Consider the following 15,607-nt stretch of genomic DNA (forward strand, 5'->3'; position numbering starts at 1 on the left):
TCGGATCTTTTAAAACTGGCTGGCCTGCTAGGATTCGAACCTAGGGAATGGCGATACCAAAAACCGCTGCCTTACCGCTTGGCTACAGGCCAGTTTCTAAAAAGAGAACGTTCGAAATTCCATTTCGGGGAATCTGAAGGAGACATTGGGAAGGGCCTCGTTTCGTTTCCCTTCGGTTGGATAAATGCCATAAAGACAAGAACCAGAACCTGAAAGAGAAGCAAAATCTGCTCCCGACTCAAAGAACCCTAATTTCAATTCCTTTAGTAAGGGTTGGGTCTGGAAAGCGATTTTTTCAAACTCGTTCTCTAACCTGTTTTGCAGGTAAGCCCAATCCCCGACGTGAAGACTTCGAATTAAATCCTCTGCCAGAGATTTCCATACTTCGGAACCATAGGGTTTTTGTAAACTTTTTTGAAGGCCTGCGTACATAGATCCGGTAGATAATCCAAACGGAGGGATGGCCATGATCCCAAATCCTTTGGCAACGGAGATCGGCTCTAAGATTTCTCCAATCCCACTGACAAAACAAGCTGAGTCTTGCAGGAAAAAAGGAACATCGGCACCAATGGATTTGGCAAAAAGGATCTGTTCTGGTCCGCTCAATTTTGAGAACGGCAAAATTTGTCGTAAAAAAACTCCCGCATTGCTACTGCCTCCACCAATCCCACCTTCGGGAGGTAGGAATTTCTTCAGATGGACTTTGATTCCTAAGGGTTCGATTAGGTTTGGTTTTAACGCAGCAAAAGTTTTGGAGAGGATGTTTTTGGTAAGGTCCCCTCGCTCTGACACTGCTTCAAATAAAGAGTGGCGGTACCCTTTCAAATGGTTTTCGGAATGGAATTCCAAAGTGGATTCGTTCCCTTGGGGTAAGGGTTGTATATGAATTTCCATGGGATCACCAAAGTCAATCGGAACAAAGACACTTCGGATTTCATGGAGTCCATCTTCCCTTTTGTAGGGGATCACTAAACCGATGTTAATCTTTGCGTGTGCAATCGTTTGCAAAAGAACCAACTTACGTTTCTAATGACTGGTTTTGTTTGGAAAGAGAAATGGATTGTAAATGGAGTCGTATGGAATCTTTGATTTCTTTTGGTTCCGCAACAAGAATGGAAGTACCATAACCAAGAATGGTTTGGATGAGCCAATTTTTATCCCGCATGGGAGTTTGGAATTCGCGGTAAGTCGTGTTTTGGATTTGTTTTACGTTTCCAGTTTCTTTTAGAGGGAGTTTTAAACCCAAATGGTAGGAAGCCGAGTCTGTCACCCATAATGTTACATTGGATTCTGGATTGGATTCGATTTCAAATTTTTGTTTGAATCCTTCTAAGAACTCAGAAGCCGTATCGGGTATGTTTGGGTAATCCTTATCAGTGATTGCGACATCTAAAATATAGTCCAATCGAAAGGAACGAAAACCTTCTTTCTTTAGGTCATAGGCAAGCAGGTAGGATTCATTTTCTTCGAGTAATAACCAAGGAGCAAGAGTTCTTGTTTCTTTTTCTTTAGTATTCCGCTTCCAGTAAACAATTGTTAGTATCTTTTTGGAGTGAATGGCATCTTGCACCATTTCTTTTGTTTTTTGATGAGGTGACCAGTCCCCAGAAGGCAAAACAGAATCTATTTTTTTTAATATAGATTGCCTTATAGAATCTTCTTTTGTGTTTTGATTAGTTAGTAGTAACGATCGTAATGCGGCCCATTCTTTGGGAGATAAGGGTAGAGCTGCATCAACAGCAATGGGAAGTCTAATTTTTACCTTGTCCCCATCAAAATCTAAATCCACAGCATCAGTCGGAGAATACGGATACATCTCAATCATGTACAACTCTCCCAAATCTTTTTTGAGAGAGGAGATGGATTTGTGCCCGGTTACTCCTTGGATTTCTTCTAATGTTAAACCTTCTGGGTGTGAAGCCAGAAGGCGTATTAAATTGAGTTTAGAAGCAGCCCGAGCGGTAGAAGGGTTCATTAAACTTCGAGAATCACCTTTAATTCTTTTGCGTTAGAGGCGCATAAAGATTGTTTTTCGATGTTTTTTGCTTTGAGGTGGCCACCAGTTAGTCTTTGGCTCACAACACTCGGTCCAAAGTCAATGATTGTCGTGATGGCACTGTCGTTAAAAATAGGAGCAATCGCCAAATCCCAGTAAAGTGGTTCAATGAGTACCATTTTGAAAAGGATGTCACGAAGGTTTCCATCTTTTTGTAAGTTATGACCATCAAAGATACTATAGACAGGAACTTTTAAATCAGCACCAGTGTAAGGGAATGGAACCACTGAAGCATCTTCTGCATTGAACTTATCAAGTGAAGTTTCCATAAAAGGACAATGGAAAGGAGCTGTTGTTTTTAAATACACGAACTTAAATTTTTTCTCGTCCATCTCTGCTTTCCACTGTTTACGGAATGCTAATAAGGATGATGGAAGTGCAGATAAAATCATCGAATCAGGAGTGTTATACAAAGAGATAAACACTGTGTCTTGGCCTTTGAGTCCAAGTGAATCGTTTGTTTTTTTCACACGGTCTTCGAGTTCCTCTTTTGAGTAACCAATCACGGCCACCATAGGAGCTGGGTTTTTGTCACCGTTTGCTTCGTTTTCTTTGACGATGTCTTCCGAAACTTGGAAGTTAGGGTATACTTTTTGTCCGTTGAACCCAAGATAAAAAACAAATTTCAAAAAGTCAGAGTAGGCCTTTAAGAATTCAGCGCCTTCTTTTCCAAGACCTACTAGAGCAGAGGCAATCACCCCTTGGCTATGCCCACTGACAGCACCAGTTGCTTTGATGAGTTCTGCTGTTGGATAACCACGTTTTGATACCAAAACATAGTTTGCGATTTGGGTCATAAAAATCCCAGGAACAGAGATGGGTGCACGGGCTAGGTAATCTTCGTTTGGTGCTGCATCTGGATTTTCAATCCAAGATTTGAAATCGAGACCTTCGTTTAAAAGGGGGTTTTTTCCGTCACGAGCTGCGATTTCACCAAGAGTTTTGAAACTCGTTTCGAAAAATTCTTTTAATTCTGGTTCTGCATACAATTTTACGAGTTCTTTGAGGTAAGGGGAACCCTGTCCTCCGAATTGAAGGAAAAATTTTTGTGAATTTTGGAGGGTACCGGTAAGGAGTTTTGCCGAAGTCATTGGATCTTCCTGAGAAATGATTTTTCTGTTACCGTACAGAGAGGACTTCTCAGAACAAGGAGAAAATTCCTGGAAGGACTGGCGAACCCCCCCCCCAGGATCTGGAAGCAAACCGACCGTTTAGGCGGCTTTGCTTTGTTCTAAATTGGATTTGATGCGTTCGTGGTCGAGGGCAAGGAGGACCGTATTTTCAAAATAGGTCGCAAAATCAATTCTCCCAGAAGCATAATCTTCATGGAGAAGGGCTAAAAGAAGGTAGAACATAGATCCTCCTGGTGGTTCCGAATCTATCAATGTGACATAATTCGAAAAGTCTTTTTCAAAGAAAGTGTTACTCAGTTTGTCGGCGGCTTTGGAAAAATTTTAAGGAAAATATTGGGCAGAAGGAAGGTTCTATACCTTCGATTTCCACTTTACAAACTTTTTTTCTCGGTTTCCCTTACAAACCTATGTTTGTTGCCTTAAGCCCCATCGATTATCTCATCATCTTTGTTTTCGTCGTTTTTATGGTGGTGATTGGGGTGCTTTTGAAACGATCCATGAACCATTCTGCGGATTTTTTACTGGCAGGGAGGAAAATTCCCAGTTGGATCACAGGGATTGCCTTTATCTCGGCAAATATTTCCGCCTTAGAATTGTTAGGGATGAGTGCTAGTGGGGCAGAGTATGGTTTTTTGACCTTTCATTTTTATTACTTAGGCGCCATTCCTGGAATGATCTTTCTTGGGATCTTTATGATGCCGTTTTATTATTCTACCAAGATACGAAGTGTACCTGAATATTTGCGGTACCGGTTCAACAGAGAGGCTCACTTAGTCAATTCACTCATCACCTTGTTGTCACTTGCTCTTGGTTCCGGAATCTATTTGTATTCCTTGTCCCTTGTGTTTGAAACTTTATTTGGTTGGAACCCACACCTTTCCATTGTATTTAGCGCTCTCATAGTTCTGATTTATACCTACTTTGGTGGACTTAGTTCTTCCATTTATACGGAAGTCATGCAGTTTTTTCTGACTGTGTTTGGGTTATTTCCGTTGGTCATAGTTGGATTAACAAGGTTAGGTGGATGGGATGGTCTTATGCAAAAAATTCCAGAGTCTCACAAACATATGTGGGTGGGCCTCGCTGGTGGACAAAATGAACTTGGTTGGGATATTCTCAGTGTAACTGTTGGACTTGGATTTGTTCTTTCGTTTTCGTATTGGACTTGTGGATTTGCGGAAGTGCAAAGAGCTATGGCAGCAAAGGATTTTCGTGCAGCGAGGAGAACTCCTCTCATTGGTGCCATGTTCAAATTGTTTTTGCCATTTCTTACTGTGATCCCTGGCCTCATTGCTCTTGCCGAATATTCTTCCGAAATGAATGGAGAGTATAACAAAAGTTTTTTGATTTTATTAAAAAACTTTTATCCTTCTGGGATGTTAGGACTAGGTACAACAGCGTTACTTGCAGCTTTTATGGCAGGGATGTCAAGTTCCATCACAGCAATGAATACGATTTTTACGTATGACATATACCAAACCTATATCAATCACAATGAAGATGATAAAACCTATTTAAAGATTGGAAAACAAAGTACGATGGTAGCAGTTGTATTTGCGATTTTTACATCTTACATTGCAATGCAATTCGAAAACATCATGAATTACATCCAGTTACTATTCTCCTTTTTTAATGCACCTTTAATCTCAATTTTTTTACTTGGTATGTTTTGGAAACGTGCATCCAAATGGAGTGCATTCTACGGGATGTTAGTGGGGACTGCGAGTGGCCTAGTTCATTATTTTTTGTATGTGAATGGGTATTTGTATTACAAATCAGATATGGTATCCAATTTTTATGGTGCCATTTACTCTGGCCTGTTTTGTTTTTTGGTGATGGTATTGGTGAGTTTGATAGAATCAGAAGATCCAAATCGCGACTTACATGGGTTAGTGTATGAAGATAGAGACAGGACCAATGAATTTTGGGATCCAAGGATTTTTGCCTGGGGTGTGATATTAATTGTCCTACTTGCAGGGTTTAGTATCGTTTTTGCGTAAAGATTTATACAACCGTAATAAAATAGTAATTGAATGCGAGTATTCTCAATTCTATGTTTGTTACAGTATACTCTAAGACCATGAAACCAAATCATTATACCGAAATCCCTGCTACCTTTGAAGTTCAATTGGAACATCTAAAGGATTATGATTCGAAAAAACATATCAGTGCCAGAGGGATCAAATTTTTCCATCCTTATGACATTGAAGTGCCTTCGATTTTAAAAATTTCTTTAAAAATGATTTCAATGACAGGATCGATCGACTTCCTCGTGAAGACATTAAAGTCTCTGAGAGTGGATCAGGAAGACCTATACGAAATCCATTGTAATTTTTATGACACAAATGCTGAAAAAGAAGACGAAGTGTTGGAGTTTATCAAAAGTTTTTAATCGTTTTTAACGATTGAAGTATGTTCGCCAACTCAAATCCTGTTAAGGATGTGTAACCTTTTGTATCACAATGGATTGGAAGCTATCTACAAAGTTCCGTTTTTTTCGCCAATCCATTGGAAGGTTTCTTCGCTAAAGGACTTTTCTTTGGGGCCGTATGTCATAAGCCACCGAGTTGGTGGTAAAAATCCGTCTGTTGTCAGTCCATACCCTCCACCTAACGGAGCACCCACTTTGGACCTAAGTTCAAAGTGGAGGTGTGCCGGGTAACTTCCTCCTGCATCTCCTATGGTTCCAATCCATTCTGTTTTTTTGACGAGTTGGCCTGGTTCCACATCGATGGTGTGAAGGTGGGCATAGACAGTTTCTAAATGATAAAAATTCCCATTGGCCAAGTTCTGGTGGTGGACAATGCGAACCACTTTGCCCCATCCCCCACCATAATCGGCAATTTCTGAGACCACTCCATTTCCAAAGGAATATACGGGAGCAGCAAAATCAGAGTCCCCACCTGTAAGAGCATTCCAGTCTTCTCCTAAATGCTTTCGTCCACCAAACTTTGCATTTTCGGATCCAAATTTTTGGGCAAGGTAATACCCATCGGCATATTTCCCACCAACAGGAAATTCAAAGTCTGTGGCATGGAATGAGGGGTAACGTTTGAGAATAGGGAATGGGTCCGTTGTGCGAACCTCTCCCGAAGACTCCATCCATCCAAAGAGTGGATTCCCTTGGTAAGAGTACCCTTTGGAAACACAACCTGTTCCGAGAATTAGGAAACAGAATGTGGAAATTAAGAATCCAATTGTCTTATTTCGAAACCAATTGTTTTTGTTTACGAGAAGGTGAAACATTCCGGCTACTTGAATGGTACATAGCACGTGCTTCAATTGGCAAATGGTTTCCTTCCTTCATTGCCTTTTTTTTGCCTCGTTCCATTTCCTTTTTCATCTCATACAAAAAGCTATCATAATCCACTTGGATGGTGTGCCTTGTACTACTTACATACCTTTTTTTCATCGCCTTCTCATCTTTTAGAATGGAGGATTCCATTTCTTCCTTGGATGGTAGAACATAATTTCCAGTTAAATACTGTGCGATCCATTTTCCCTGGCATTCTGCAAGTGGCATAATGGCACCTAACGGTTGCATGAGGCCAACAAAAAACAAATTATTGATTCCAGGTTTCATCATTTTATAATAAAGTGGGATGTAATTATTGGGTGCTGAGAGAAAATCTTCATCAAAGAAAGGGAACTTAATATTATAACCTGTGCAATAAATAAGAACATCGGCCTCTTCCTCTGTTCCATCAGCAAAGGCAATTTTTTTACCACGGAGTTCTGAGATCACAGGTTTCGGTTTGATATCACCACGACCCAGTCTTACCAGTAAGTCTTGGGAAATGGTGGGATGGGCAGAACCAAATTTATGATCTGGTTTTGGTAATCCAAAGTCCTCCATTTTTCCCACACCAAATCGAATGAGTAGGTGAGCAAATGTTTGTTGGATGAAAAAAGGAACCCAATGAGGTGTGTATTCCGTGAGTTTGTCTAATGGTTTTCCAAACAAATAATTGGGGATGACGTATGCACCTCTCCTTGCCGATAAAAATACTTTTTTGGCAACACCAGGTCTTGACAATTCAACAGAGATGTCCATGGCACTATTTCCCATACCAAGGATGACAACGTTTTTTCCTTCACAGTTAACAGGTGTTTTGGGGTCTACATAAGAATGGGAGTGTATGGTTTGGCCAGAAAATTTTCCAGGGAATGGTGGGTCTGGCCATCGTTCACTCCAATGGTGGCCATTTGCAACGACTAAGACATCATAGATTTGCGTTGGCCCTTTTTCGGGAGTAATTTTCCAAAGTCCATCTTCTGTGCGTTCTGCATGTTTCACTCCGTTTTTGAATTGGATGTGTTTGCGAAGTCCAAAGTGGTCTACATAGGATAAAAAGTACTGTTGGATGGGTTCGTGATTCGGGTAGTCAGGGTAGTTAGTTGGCATGGGAAAGTCACGGTATTCCATGCGGTCTCTATGTGTGTTGATGTGTAAGGATTTATAAATATTACTGAGACCATTGTCATTTTTGTAACGCCAGTTGCCACCAACATCGCTACCTTTTTCATAACAATCAAAGGGGATGCCATGTTCCTTTAAGGATTTAATGACGGTGATTCCAGATGAACCAGCTCCAATTACACAGACTTTCGGAAGTGCCATAATGGGTTTCTCTCTTACTAAAGATTCGATGAACGTTTGGGAAAGATTTATAAAATAAAGAACATCGTTATCAAGTAGATTTTATTACCATTTTGAAAAAAAAGTATGATATCTAACCTTTTTGGGAGAGAGGAAAGGGTTTTGGTATAGAAGAATCATCATATTTTTGGGTTAGGCTGGATCCAATTAATTAAAGTTTTCGAAAATGTTCGTTTGCTCCGTATAATGATGATTAAGTTAGAATTGGTATATATATGCTTTCTTAGATCATTAAGAACAAGTAATCAGAGTCGATTGCTGGTTGTATCAAAACCAAACATGAACAAAAGCGAGAAATCATAGGAGCTTATGATTAACCCATTGTTTCTTAAAAAATAGATTGGATTCATTTTTCCTTTTTGTGTCGTAATATGAGGATGGGTACTTCAGCGGGACAATTGAATCGAATGGGTAAAATAGACCATCCAATCCCTCCTGAGATAAAAACCGATTCACCTAACATAGATTTTTTCATTCCTAAATCATAGGTTTTATTTTGAACCGGCAGGATCGGTGAGAGATGAAGGAATGGAATCCGCACTTGACCGCCATGGGTATGGCCAGCGATGAAAAGATCAATGGATTCCGTATGTGGTGTATCCGCAGATTCGGGATTATGAGCAATTGCAATTCTATATTGTTTTGGATCAGTCTTTTTGAATATCGGATCGATTGGAATGTGGTCTTCCCAAAAATCACCAAGTCCACCAACGATAATCTTCTCATTTCCTCTATGAATTTTTATTGTTCGATTCCGTATTGATTTTTTACTTTTTTCCAATAAACGAAGAGAAAGCAAATGATTTGCCCAATGATCATGATTTCCATTTACGAAGACTTCTGCATCTTTGCCTTTCAAAAGTGGAATCAATTTCCACACATGGATCAACTCTTCATCAAAATTTCTTTTTTTTACATAATCTCCTATCCCAACAATTAAATCGGGATTTTTTTCATTGATCTCTTCAATGACATGTCGAATCCAAAATTCAGGGTTCAAAAAACCATAATGTAAGTCTGATACCACTGCGATTTTATAGCCATCGAAACTCTTGGGTATTTTTGAAGACTCGATTTCATAGATGGGAAAACGTACGATATAACGTTCACAAACAAACGAGTTAAAAAAAAGGATGAATAAGGATATGAAAATTAGTTTAAAGAATTTTTTCAAAGGTATAATTTGTTAACTCAACGTCATCTCGTTTGATTACATTCTCACGTAACAATACAAAACCAAGGGATTCAAAAAAAGGTTTTGCAGTGATACTCACATGGGAAATCAGTTTTTTAACCTTTCTCTCCTTTGCATCTTTTTCCAATCGGAGGTAAATTTGTTTTGCGATGCCTAATCGTAAATGTTTTGAACTTACATATAGTAAATCTATACAGTTTTGTGGGTCCAAAGTACCAAAGCCAATAATAGTTTGGTTATATTCTGCTATTATAACCAATTGTTGACTGATGATTTCTTGCCAGCGTTTTCCATCCCTCGATCCCAAAGTCCATTTTTTAAGTTGTTCTTCTGTATAATCATTGCAACATACATTGAGAATGGATTCTACAAATAGTTCCTGTAATTGGAAAAGATCCTCTTTGTTTCCATTACGATATAAAACATCATCCAATGGTTTTGTTATCCTACTCAATTCCCTTCCAGAAAAGATTTCACTTCTGTATCCACATTCGAAATTTGGATTTTTGTAACCTTTCCCTCTTTCAAAAGGATCATAGTCACCGATCCTTTTGTCCTGGGAAACGGGTCTGAAAGTTTTTCTTCTCTCACCAAACGAAGGGTATATGGATATGATTTCATTCTCGGGAGCGCAACAAATTTAGTAATCAGGGAAGGCATTCGATGGATGTCAGAAACAAGAACAGCTTGTTTGGATTCCAGGTAACCTTTACCTTCTTTTTCTAGTATAGGATGGATGATTTTACTGGCATCCATATCCGAAATGAATAAAACTTTATTGGTTTCAGTGGGGATGGGGCTCGGTTCTTCCCATTGGTTGGTGTAATTGATCTCTGGGAGTGAGTCACCAACTTTCAAAGTGGGGGGCAAGAGTTCTTCTGCTGTTAGGTGAGGGGAAAATGAAACAAAAAAGACCAAACAAAGAAAAACAAATCGTTGTGGTTTACTGGCTAATGGGCGGAGAAGGGAATTGGTTTGTGGTTTCATATTCGTTCCTTATGCGAAAGTTTGTCTTTCGATATCACAACTTGTAAAGATACTCTAACACTTGTTCCTTTGTCATTTTACTCGCGTTAGAGAATTCTCCACCTTTTGTAGATGTAATGAATTCACCCTTTGGAGATAAAACAACCAATGCAGGGATTCCATTTTGGATGGGATCCCCTAATTTTGCATTTAGACTTAGGTTTTTGTCAAATCGTCCCACATCAACTTTCATCACCACAAATTGGGAATCCAAAATGGATTTGGTTTCGGGATCAGAAAAAATTCCATCCAATGCCCGGCAATCGGGACACCAATCCGCTCCAAACACCACAATGAGTTTCCGATTGAGTTGGTTTGCTTGGGAAAGGGATCCTTCATATTGATTTAGAATTATGTCACTTTGCTTGGAGCAATGTGAGAAGGTGATGAGCGTGAAGCTTAAGAAAAGAGAGGAGAGAAAAAATAGGAATCGGTGTTCCATAAAAGTGCGGAAGGAGCCTTCCGCTTCGATTATTTTTTTGCGATTTCTTTTAGGATTTCTTGTCTTTTTTTGTCTTTCTCAATGTGAGAAAGAGACAACCAATCACGTTTCAATTGTTTCTCAGAAACACCTTTGAAGGTTGCATATTTGCCGAGGATTTTTGCTGTTTTTGCATTCATGGAAACCAGATTCTTTTGAACCAGCTTTCTGTCAATGCGAACCTACAGGACTTTGTTTCATCCTTGACCCCTAAACTCTTCACGAAACATAGTAAAGTCCAAGAAATCGATCGACCCTATGAAATCACATCTACCCGACCGTTATGATCCTGAATCTGTAGAACCAAAGTGGAACCAAATCTGGGAAGAAAAACAATCCTTTGCACCTGACACTTCACGCAAAGAAACATTTTCCATTGTCATCCCTCCACCAAATGTCACAGGGAATTTGCACATTGGGCACGCACTCAATCACACCATCCAAGACATCATCATTCGAATAGAACGGAAAAAAGGGAAAAACGTAGTTTGGGTTCCAGGTATGGACCATGCTGGGATTGCCACTCAAGTCGTCGTTGAACGAGAGTTAGCAAAGGAAGGTAAATCTAGAACCGATTTCACTCGCGAACAATTCATTGATAAGGTTTGGGAGTGGAAAAAACATTCTGGTGGAATGATTGCCAAGCAACAACGGTTACTTGGTGAATCGGTCGATTGGTCTAAAGAACGATTTACATTTGATGAAGGTCTTTCTAAAGCAGTGATCAAAGTCTTTAGAACCCTTTTTGATGAAGGTTTGATATACCGTGGAGAACGTATCATCAATTGGTGCCCTGTTACTAAAACTGCCATTTCCGATATTGAAGTGGAGTACAAAGAAAAACAAGGGAAATTGTACCATATTAAATACCCGAAGGCTGAGTTCAAAACTAAAGATCCAAAATCATTAAACCCTGGGGAATACATTGTTGTCGCAACCACAAGACCAGAAACCATGTTTGGTGATGTTGCAGTTTGTGCACATCCAGATGACAAACGTTATTCGGATTTAAAAGATAAATTTGTATTTTTACCCATAGCAGAAAAAGAAATTCCTGTCTTATTTGATTCCTTTGTGGACAAAGAGTTTGGATCTGGACTTGTCAAAATCACACCAGCCCATGATCCGAATGACTATGAGGCAGGTATCAGGCTAAAATTAACTCCTATCAATATCATGAATTTGGATGGAACCCTAAATTCGTTTGCAGGGAAATACAATGGACTCGACCGATTTGAGGCGCGCAAACGTGTGGTGGAAGAGTTAGAATCCAAAGGATATATTGAAAAAATTGAAACCCATATTCATAGTGTGGGCCACAACCAAAGGGGTGGAGCTGTCATCGAACCACTGTTATCAACACAATGGTTTGTCAAAATTGAATCCCTTGCCAAACCTGCGATTGAAGTGGTGAAATCAGGAAAGGTTCAGTTCCAACCAAAAATGTGGGAAAAAACCTACTTTGAGTGGATGGAAAATATTCGTGATTGGTGTATCTCTCGTCAATTGTGGTGGGGGCATAGAATCCCAGCTTATTATGCACCAAACGGAGATATGGTGGTAGCTGAATCATTAGAAGAAGCCATTACTCTATTTGAGAAAAAAGGAATCTCGTTAACAAAGGACACCATCAAACAAGATGAAGACGTACTTGATACTTGGTTTTCTTCTGGTCTTTGGCCGTTTTCTGTTTTTGGTTGGCCCGAAAAAACAGAAGAGCTTAAACAATACTACCCAACCTCGGTTCTTGTAACAGGTTTTGATATCATCTTCTTTTGGGTCGCTCGGATGATCATGAATGGTCTGAAGTTTATGGGTGATGTTCCGTTCCAAAAGGTTCTCATACACGGGCTTGTTCGTGACAAAGATGGAAAAAAATTCAGTAAGTCACTCGGTAACGTAGTGGATCCATTAGACATGATGTCCAAATACGGAACCGATAGCTTTCGTTTCTTTTTGGCAGCTGTTTTGCCTGAAGGAAAAGATATACTTTTCGACGAATCTAGGTTAGACGGTTATCGATCATTTTGTAATAAAATTTGGAATTCTAGTCGTTTCATTTTTATGAATTTACCAGAAGATTTTTCTCCAAAAGAACTTAATTTAGATTCTTTGGAGGACACTGACCTTTGGATTTTGAATGAATTCGACCAAATGTTTGCACGGTATGAAAAAGCATACTCTGGTTATCTATTTTTTGAAATGGCAAATGCAATTTACGATTTCGTATGGGGATCGTTTTGCGATTGGTATTTGGAATTAACAAAGGCTCGCGTGTATGGTAATGTCACTCCAGAGTCTGGGGAAAAAGCACGCCAAGTTCTCGTGAGTGTATTAAAAAAATCACTTGGGCTCTTACATCCTTTTATGCCTTTTATCACAGAGGAAATCCATTCACTTCTTGATGCAAAAGAATTAGCAAAAACAGAATTTCCAAAAGCATACGGAGTTTCTTCCTCAGCACCTGCTGTTGTTCGGATGGAACTTGTTCGTGAGATCATCACCAAAATTCGAAATATGCGCGCTGAACTCGGTGTGAAACCTGAGAAAAAATGTAAGGTGATCTTAAAGTGTGCAAATAAAGAACTAAAAGATATGATGGATAGGGAAAGCAAATCCATCCTTCAGTTATCGAAAGCTGAGACATTGGAATTTTTGGATTCCTATGAATTAAAAAATACAGATTCCGTTGGAGCCTTTTCGATTGGTGAAATCATATTACCTTTGGAAGGGATTTTTGATTTTGAAAAAGAAAAACAAAGATTGGAAAAAGAAAAAAAACAAATCCAATCCGAAATGGAAAAATTAGAAAACAAAATCAACAATCCTTCCTTTTTGGAAAAGGCAAAACCCGATGTTGTGGAAAAAGAAAGAGAAAAATACAACACATGGAAAGAGAAATTAGAAAGTACAGTTAGAGCGTTGGAAAAAATTGGAAAATAAATATAAAGTTTTATTATTAGGAAGTGGCGGAAGGGAACATGCATTAGCGGATGCAATTTCCAAATCAAACTCCTTGGAATCACTAAAAGTATTCCCAGGGAATGGTGGATTTTCTTCGGATATTTTATTAAGTCCAAATGAGATTTCCATCACGGACAAATCAAAGTTTTTTGATTATATAAAATCATCCAAAACAAATCTCGTTGTTGTTGGTCCTGAAGATCCACTTGTAAATGGAATTGCAGATTGGTGTGATGAAATTGGAGTCCCATGTTTTGGACCATCTGCTTATTGTGCGCAAGTCGAAGGAAGTAAACATTTTGCAAAAGAAATGATGAAACGAGCAAAAGTTCCCACTGCTTCGTTTGCAGTTTTCACTGACCATGAATCCGCGTGGAGTTACGCACAGAAAGAATTGTTACCACTTGTTGTGAAAGCAGATGGTCTTGCGGCAGGAAAAGGTGTAACCGTTGCATTTGAATTAAAAGAAGTCAAACGTGCCTTAGATGAAATCTTTTTAGAATCCAAGTTTGGTCAAAGTGGCAACAAAGTTGTGATTGAATCATTTTTGGAAGGAGAAGAAGCTTCTCTTTTTGTCATTACTGATGGGGAAAGGTACATGTGTTTGCCTGCAGCCCAAGATCACAAACGTGCATACGATGGCGACATCGGACCAAACACAGGTGGGATGGGTGCTTATGCACCAGCTCCCATTGTAACCGATGCAGTTTTGACAAAAGTGAAGTCACTTATCATAGAGCCAATGTTAGGTGATTTTAAAAGGTCTGGTCATCCATACAAAGGCCTTCTCTATGTTGGACTTATGATTACTAAAGAAGGAGAACCGAACGTAGTTGAATTTAATTGTCGATTTGGTGATCCTGAAACACAATGTGTGTTACGACTGATTGATGAAGACATTTTGCCGATCTTTTATGCATCAGCCACTGGGAATTTACCAGAACGAAACCTAAAGTTAAAACAAGGTTCTTCTGCTGTAGTGGTGCTTGCTGCCAAAGGGTATCCTGATTCACCAGAAAAAGGTATGACTTTGGAAATACCACCAAACGAAGGAAATGTGGTCGTATACCATGCAGGTACAAAAAAAGAAAACTCTTCGATAATTGCGAATGGAGGACGAATCCTTGGAATTACTTCTTTTGGGGATAGTTTAAAAAATGCAATCGATGAATGTTATGTTTTCTTAGGAAAAATAAAAGCACCGAATACGTTTTACAGAAAAGATATAGGTAGGAGAGCTCTTTAAGTGCCATTTAGTCTCTCAGGAAATTTTAAGTCTTGCGAACGATCAAAACTTCGCAACTTTGAAAAACACCTAGGGATTATTTTATCCGAAAACCAAACACAACTCCAACAACATTTGATGATTCGCAGAGCTCTTCAAAATTTGAGTGGTTCTGTTAGTGTATTGTCGAGTCTTAGTCGCCAAGAACTTTTATCATTTATCTTCATCTTAACTCAGTTTGGTGACATCATTCGTACAGAAACTCCGCCGGAGTATCTTCAATTGGAATCCATTCCTTATGTGATCGAATGGACTAAGGGACATTATATGATTCCACTTGAAATTTTGGAACACCTTGCACATGAAAGGATCTTTAGAGACCAAGGTTATTTATTTGCCCTTATTCCTGCCTTACCCATCAAAGAGAAAAAATCATGGATCCGTTGGATTGGTGTGGATTTTGAAAAAGGTGGGGACCGAGATTTAAATTTTGAAATTTATTTCCAATGCCGTGTATTACAAAAACCATTTTTGGGTAAATCACTTGTTCAAGAATCAGAGATACGTTTGGAACAAATTTGGCCACGTGGTAAAAATGAATACATCGATTGGTTTTATAAGGGATTATCTACCTTTTATTATGCAATGGAAGAGATGAGTCGAAAAGAAAAAGATCCTTTTTTACTCCATGTGATTGAACTCATCAAATCAGGAAAATTCATTTTGAAACGATTGCCTGACCATTATGGAAAAGAATCAACTTATTCTTTAGTTGGAACTGTAGAAGGAAACACACCTCAACTTCGTGAAACAACATTCCAATGGGAAGTAGAACGATTACGCAAAGATTCTTTGTTTTAATATATA

The 15,607-nt window shown here is 39.1% G+C and carries 16 protein-coding genes and 1 tRNA gene; 5 read left to right on the forward strand and 12 right to left on the reverse strand.

Annotated elements, in window-relative coordinates; translation table 11 throughout:
- Nucleotides 1-16: 16 nt before the first annotated feature.
- The 5 genes from LEP1GSC202_RS06780 to LEP1GSC202_RS20000 form a co-directional block, all read right to left on the reverse strand.
- Nucleotides 17-92, reverse strand: a tRNA-Gln gene (locus LEP1GSC202_RS06780).
- Nucleotides 93-96: 4 nt separating this feature from the next.
- On the reverse strand, nucleotides 97-1,017 hold the full coding sequence (locus LEP1GSC202_RS06785; protein WP_015677147.1) for a 4-(cytidine 5'-diphospho)-2-C-methyl-D-erythritol kinase: 921 nt from the start codon (nucleotides 1,015-1,017) through the stop codon (nucleotides 97-99).
- Between the two features lies 1 nt (nucleotide 1,018).
- Nucleotides 1,019-1,975 (reverse strand): helix-turn-helix transcriptional regulator, encoded by a 957-nt coding sequence (locus LEP1GSC202_RS06790; RefSeq protein ID WP_015676516.1) that lies wholly within the window; start codon nucleotides 1,973-1,975, stop codon nucleotides 1,019-1,021.
- Nucleotides 1,975-3,147 (reverse strand): ACP S-malonyltransferase, encoded by a 1,173-nt coding sequence (locus tag LEP1GSC202_RS06795; RefSeq protein WP_015677324.1) that lies wholly within the window; start codon nucleotides 3,145-3,147, stop codon nucleotides 1,975-1,977. The genes LEP1GSC202_RS06790 and LEP1GSC202_RS06795 overlap by 1 nt, the downstream gene beginning before the upstream one ends.
- 120 nt (nucleotides 3,148-3,267) lie before the next feature.
- Entirely contained in the window at nucleotides 3,268-3,411 is a 144-nt protein-coding gene (locus LEP1GSC202_RS20000; RefSeq protein WP_015677411.1) for a hypothetical protein, read from the reverse strand.
- Nucleotides 3,412-3,596: 185 nt separating this feature from the next.
- Between LEP1GSC202_RS20000 and LEP1GSC202_RS06800 the strand changes: the two genes are divergently transcribed.
- Together LEP1GSC202_RS06800 and LEP1GSC202_RS06805 are read left to right on the forward strand one after the other, a co-directional pair.
- On the forward strand, nucleotides 3,597-5,189 hold the full coding sequence (locus LEP1GSC202_RS06800) for a sodium:solute symporter family protein (RefSeq protein WP_015677317.1): 1,593 nt from the start codon (nucleotides 3,597-3,599) through the stop codon (nucleotides 5,187-5,189).
- 80 nt (nucleotides 5,190-5,269) lie between these two features.
- On the forward strand, nucleotides 5,270-5,581 hold the full coding sequence (locus tag LEP1GSC202_RS06805) for a hypothetical protein (RefSeq protein ID WP_015676556.1): 312 nt from the start codon (nucleotides 5,270-5,272) through the stop codon (nucleotides 5,579-5,581).
- An 86-nt stretch (nucleotides 5,582-5,667) separates the two neighbouring features.
- Here the strand turns inward: LEP1GSC202_RS06805 and LEP1GSC202_RS06810 are convergent, their stop codons facing one another.
- The 7 genes from LEP1GSC202_RS06810 to LEP1GSC202_RS20005 all read right to left on the reverse strand — a co-directional run bounded on the left by LEP1GSC202_RS06810 (nucleotide 5,668) and on the right by LEP1GSC202_RS20005 (nucleotide 10,691).
- The gene (locus LEP1GSC202_RS06810) at nucleotides 5,668-6,435 is read right to left on the reverse strand and encodes a M23 family metallopeptidase (RefSeq protein WP_015676684.1); all 768 of its coding nucleotides are present in this window, start codon (nucleotides 6,433-6,435) and stop codon (nucleotides 5,668-5,670) included.
- Complete coding sequence (locus LEP1GSC202_RS06815; protein WP_015677035.1) at nucleotides 6,392-7,810, reverse strand: flavin-containing monooxygenase; 1,419 nt, start codon at nucleotides 7,808-7,810, stop codon at nucleotides 6,392-6,394. The genes LEP1GSC202_RS06810 and LEP1GSC202_RS06815 overlap by 44 nt, the downstream gene beginning before the upstream one ends.
- A 385-nt stretch (nucleotides 7,811-8,195) precedes the next feature.
- Nucleotides 8,196-9,023, reverse strand: coding sequence for a metallophosphoesterase (locus tag LEP1GSC202_RS06820; RefSeq protein ID WP_039928318.1), 828 nt, complete (start codon nucleotides 9,021-9,023; stop codon nucleotides 8,196-8,198).
- Nucleotides 9,007-9,498: a GNAT family N-acetyltransferase gene (locus tag LEP1GSC202_RS06825; protein WP_051125293.1), complete on the reverse strand. Its 492-nt coding sequence runs from the start codon at nucleotides 9,496-9,498 to the stop codon at nucleotides 9,007-9,009. The genes LEP1GSC202_RS06820 and LEP1GSC202_RS06825 overlap by 17 nt, the downstream gene beginning before the upstream one ends.
- Nucleotides 9,495-10,031: a hypothetical protein gene (locus LEP1GSC202_RS06830; RefSeq protein WP_015676734.1), complete on the reverse strand. Its 537-nt coding sequence runs from the start codon at nucleotides 10,029-10,031 to the stop codon at nucleotides 9,495-9,497. Before LEP1GSC202_RS06830 ends, LEP1GSC202_RS06825 begins: the two co-directional genes overlap by 4 nt.
- Before the next feature lie 34 nt (nucleotides 10,032-10,065).
- Complete coding sequence (locus LEP1GSC202_RS06835) at nucleotides 10,066-10,512, reverse strand: thioredoxin family protein (protein WP_015677205.1); 447 nt, start codon at nucleotides 10,510-10,512, stop codon at nucleotides 10,066-10,068.
- Between the two features lie 29 nt (nucleotides 10,513-10,541).
- Complete coding sequence (locus LEP1GSC202_RS20005; protein ID WP_012387282.1) at nucleotides 10,542-10,691, reverse strand: hypothetical protein; 150 nt, start codon at nucleotides 10,689-10,691, stop codon at nucleotides 10,542-10,544.
- A gap of 118 nt (nucleotides 10,692-10,809) precedes the next feature.
- Between LEP1GSC202_RS20005 and LEP1GSC202_RS06840 the strand changes: the two genes are divergently transcribed.
- The 3 genes from LEP1GSC202_RS06840 to LEP1GSC202_RS06850 are packed head-to-tail and all read left to right on the forward strand — an operon-like array spanning nucleotide 10,810 to nucleotide 15,601.
- Nucleotides 10,810-13,494: a valine--tRNA ligase gene (locus LEP1GSC202_RS06840; RefSeq protein ID WP_015676683.1), complete on the forward strand. Its 2,685-nt coding sequence runs from the start codon at nucleotides 10,810-10,812 to the stop codon at nucleotides 13,492-13,494.
- Nucleotides 13,484-14,761 carry a phosphoribosylamine--glycine ligase gene (purD, locus tag LEP1GSC202_RS06845; protein ID WP_015677558.1) on the forward strand — a complete coding sequence of 426 codons (1,278 nt, stop codon included), beginning with the start codon at nucleotides 13,484-13,486 and terminating at the stop codon, nucleotides 14,759-14,761. The genes LEP1GSC202_RS06840 and purD overlap by 11 nt, the downstream gene beginning before the upstream one ends.
- Complete coding sequence (locus tag LEP1GSC202_RS06850) at nucleotides 14,762-15,601, forward strand: hypothetical protein (protein ID WP_015676457.1); 840 nt, start codon at nucleotides 14,762-14,764, stop codon at nucleotides 15,599-15,601. It begins immediately after the preceding gene.
- Nucleotides 15,602-15,607 lie beyond the last annotated feature (6 nt).

The sequence above is a fragment of the Leptospira yanagawae serovar Saopaulo str. Sao Paulo = ATCC 700523 genome, assembly GCF_000332475.2.
GTDB lineage: Bacteria > Spirochaetota > Leptospiria > Leptospirales > Leptospiraceae > Leptospira_A > Leptospira_A yanagawae.

What these genes read in the sequence shown, in the direction of transcription:
- LEP1GSC202_RS06790 (WP_015676516.1), bottom strand. Translation starts at nt 1,975, where the DNA reads ATGAACCCTTCTACCGCTCGGGCTGCTTCTAAACTCAATTTAATACGC.
- LEP1GSC202_RS06795 (WP_015677324.1), bottom strand. Translation starts at nt 3,147, where the DNA reads ATGACTTCGGCAAAACTCCTTACCGGTACCCTCCAAAATTCACAAAAA.
- LEP1GSC202_RS20000 (WP_015677411.1), bottom strand. Translation starts at nt 3,411, where the DNA reads ATGTTCTACCTTCTTTTAGCCCTTCTCCATGAAGATTATGCTTCTGGG.
- LEP1GSC202_RS06800 (WP_015677317.1), top strand. Translation starts at nt 3,597, where the DNA reads ATGTTTGTTGCCTTAAGCCCCATCGATTATCTCATCATCTTTGTTTTC.
- LEP1GSC202_RS06805 (WP_015676556.1), top strand. Translation starts at nt 5,270, where the DNA reads ATGAAACCAAATCATTATACCGAAATCCCTGCTACCTTTGAAGTTCAA.
- LEP1GSC202_RS06810 (WP_015676684.1), bottom strand. Translation starts at nt 6,435, where the DNA reads ATGTTTCACCTTCTCGTAAACAAAAACAATTGGTTTCGAAATAAGACA.
- LEP1GSC202_RS06815 (WP_015677035.1), bottom strand. Translation starts at nt 7,810, where the DNA reads ATGGCACTTCCGAAAGTCTGTGTAATTGGAGCTGGTTCATCTGGAATC.
- LEP1GSC202_RS06830 (WP_015676734.1), bottom strand. Translation starts at nt 10,031, where the DNA reads ATGAAACCACAAACCAATTCCCTTCTCCGCCCATTAGCCAGTAAACCA.
- LEP1GSC202_RS06835 (WP_015677205.1), bottom strand. Translation starts at nt 10,512, where the DNA reads ATGGAACACCGATTCCTATTTTTTCTCTCCTCTCTTTTCTTAAGCTTC.
- LEP1GSC202_RS20005 (WP_012387282.1), bottom strand. Translation starts at nt 10,691, where the DNA reads ATGAATGCAAAAACAGCAAAAATCCTCGGCAAATATGCAACCTTCAAA.
- LEP1GSC202_RS06840 (WP_015676683.1), top strand. Translation starts at nt 10,810, where the DNA reads ATGAAATCACATCTACCCGACCGTTATGATCCTGAATCTGTAGAACCA.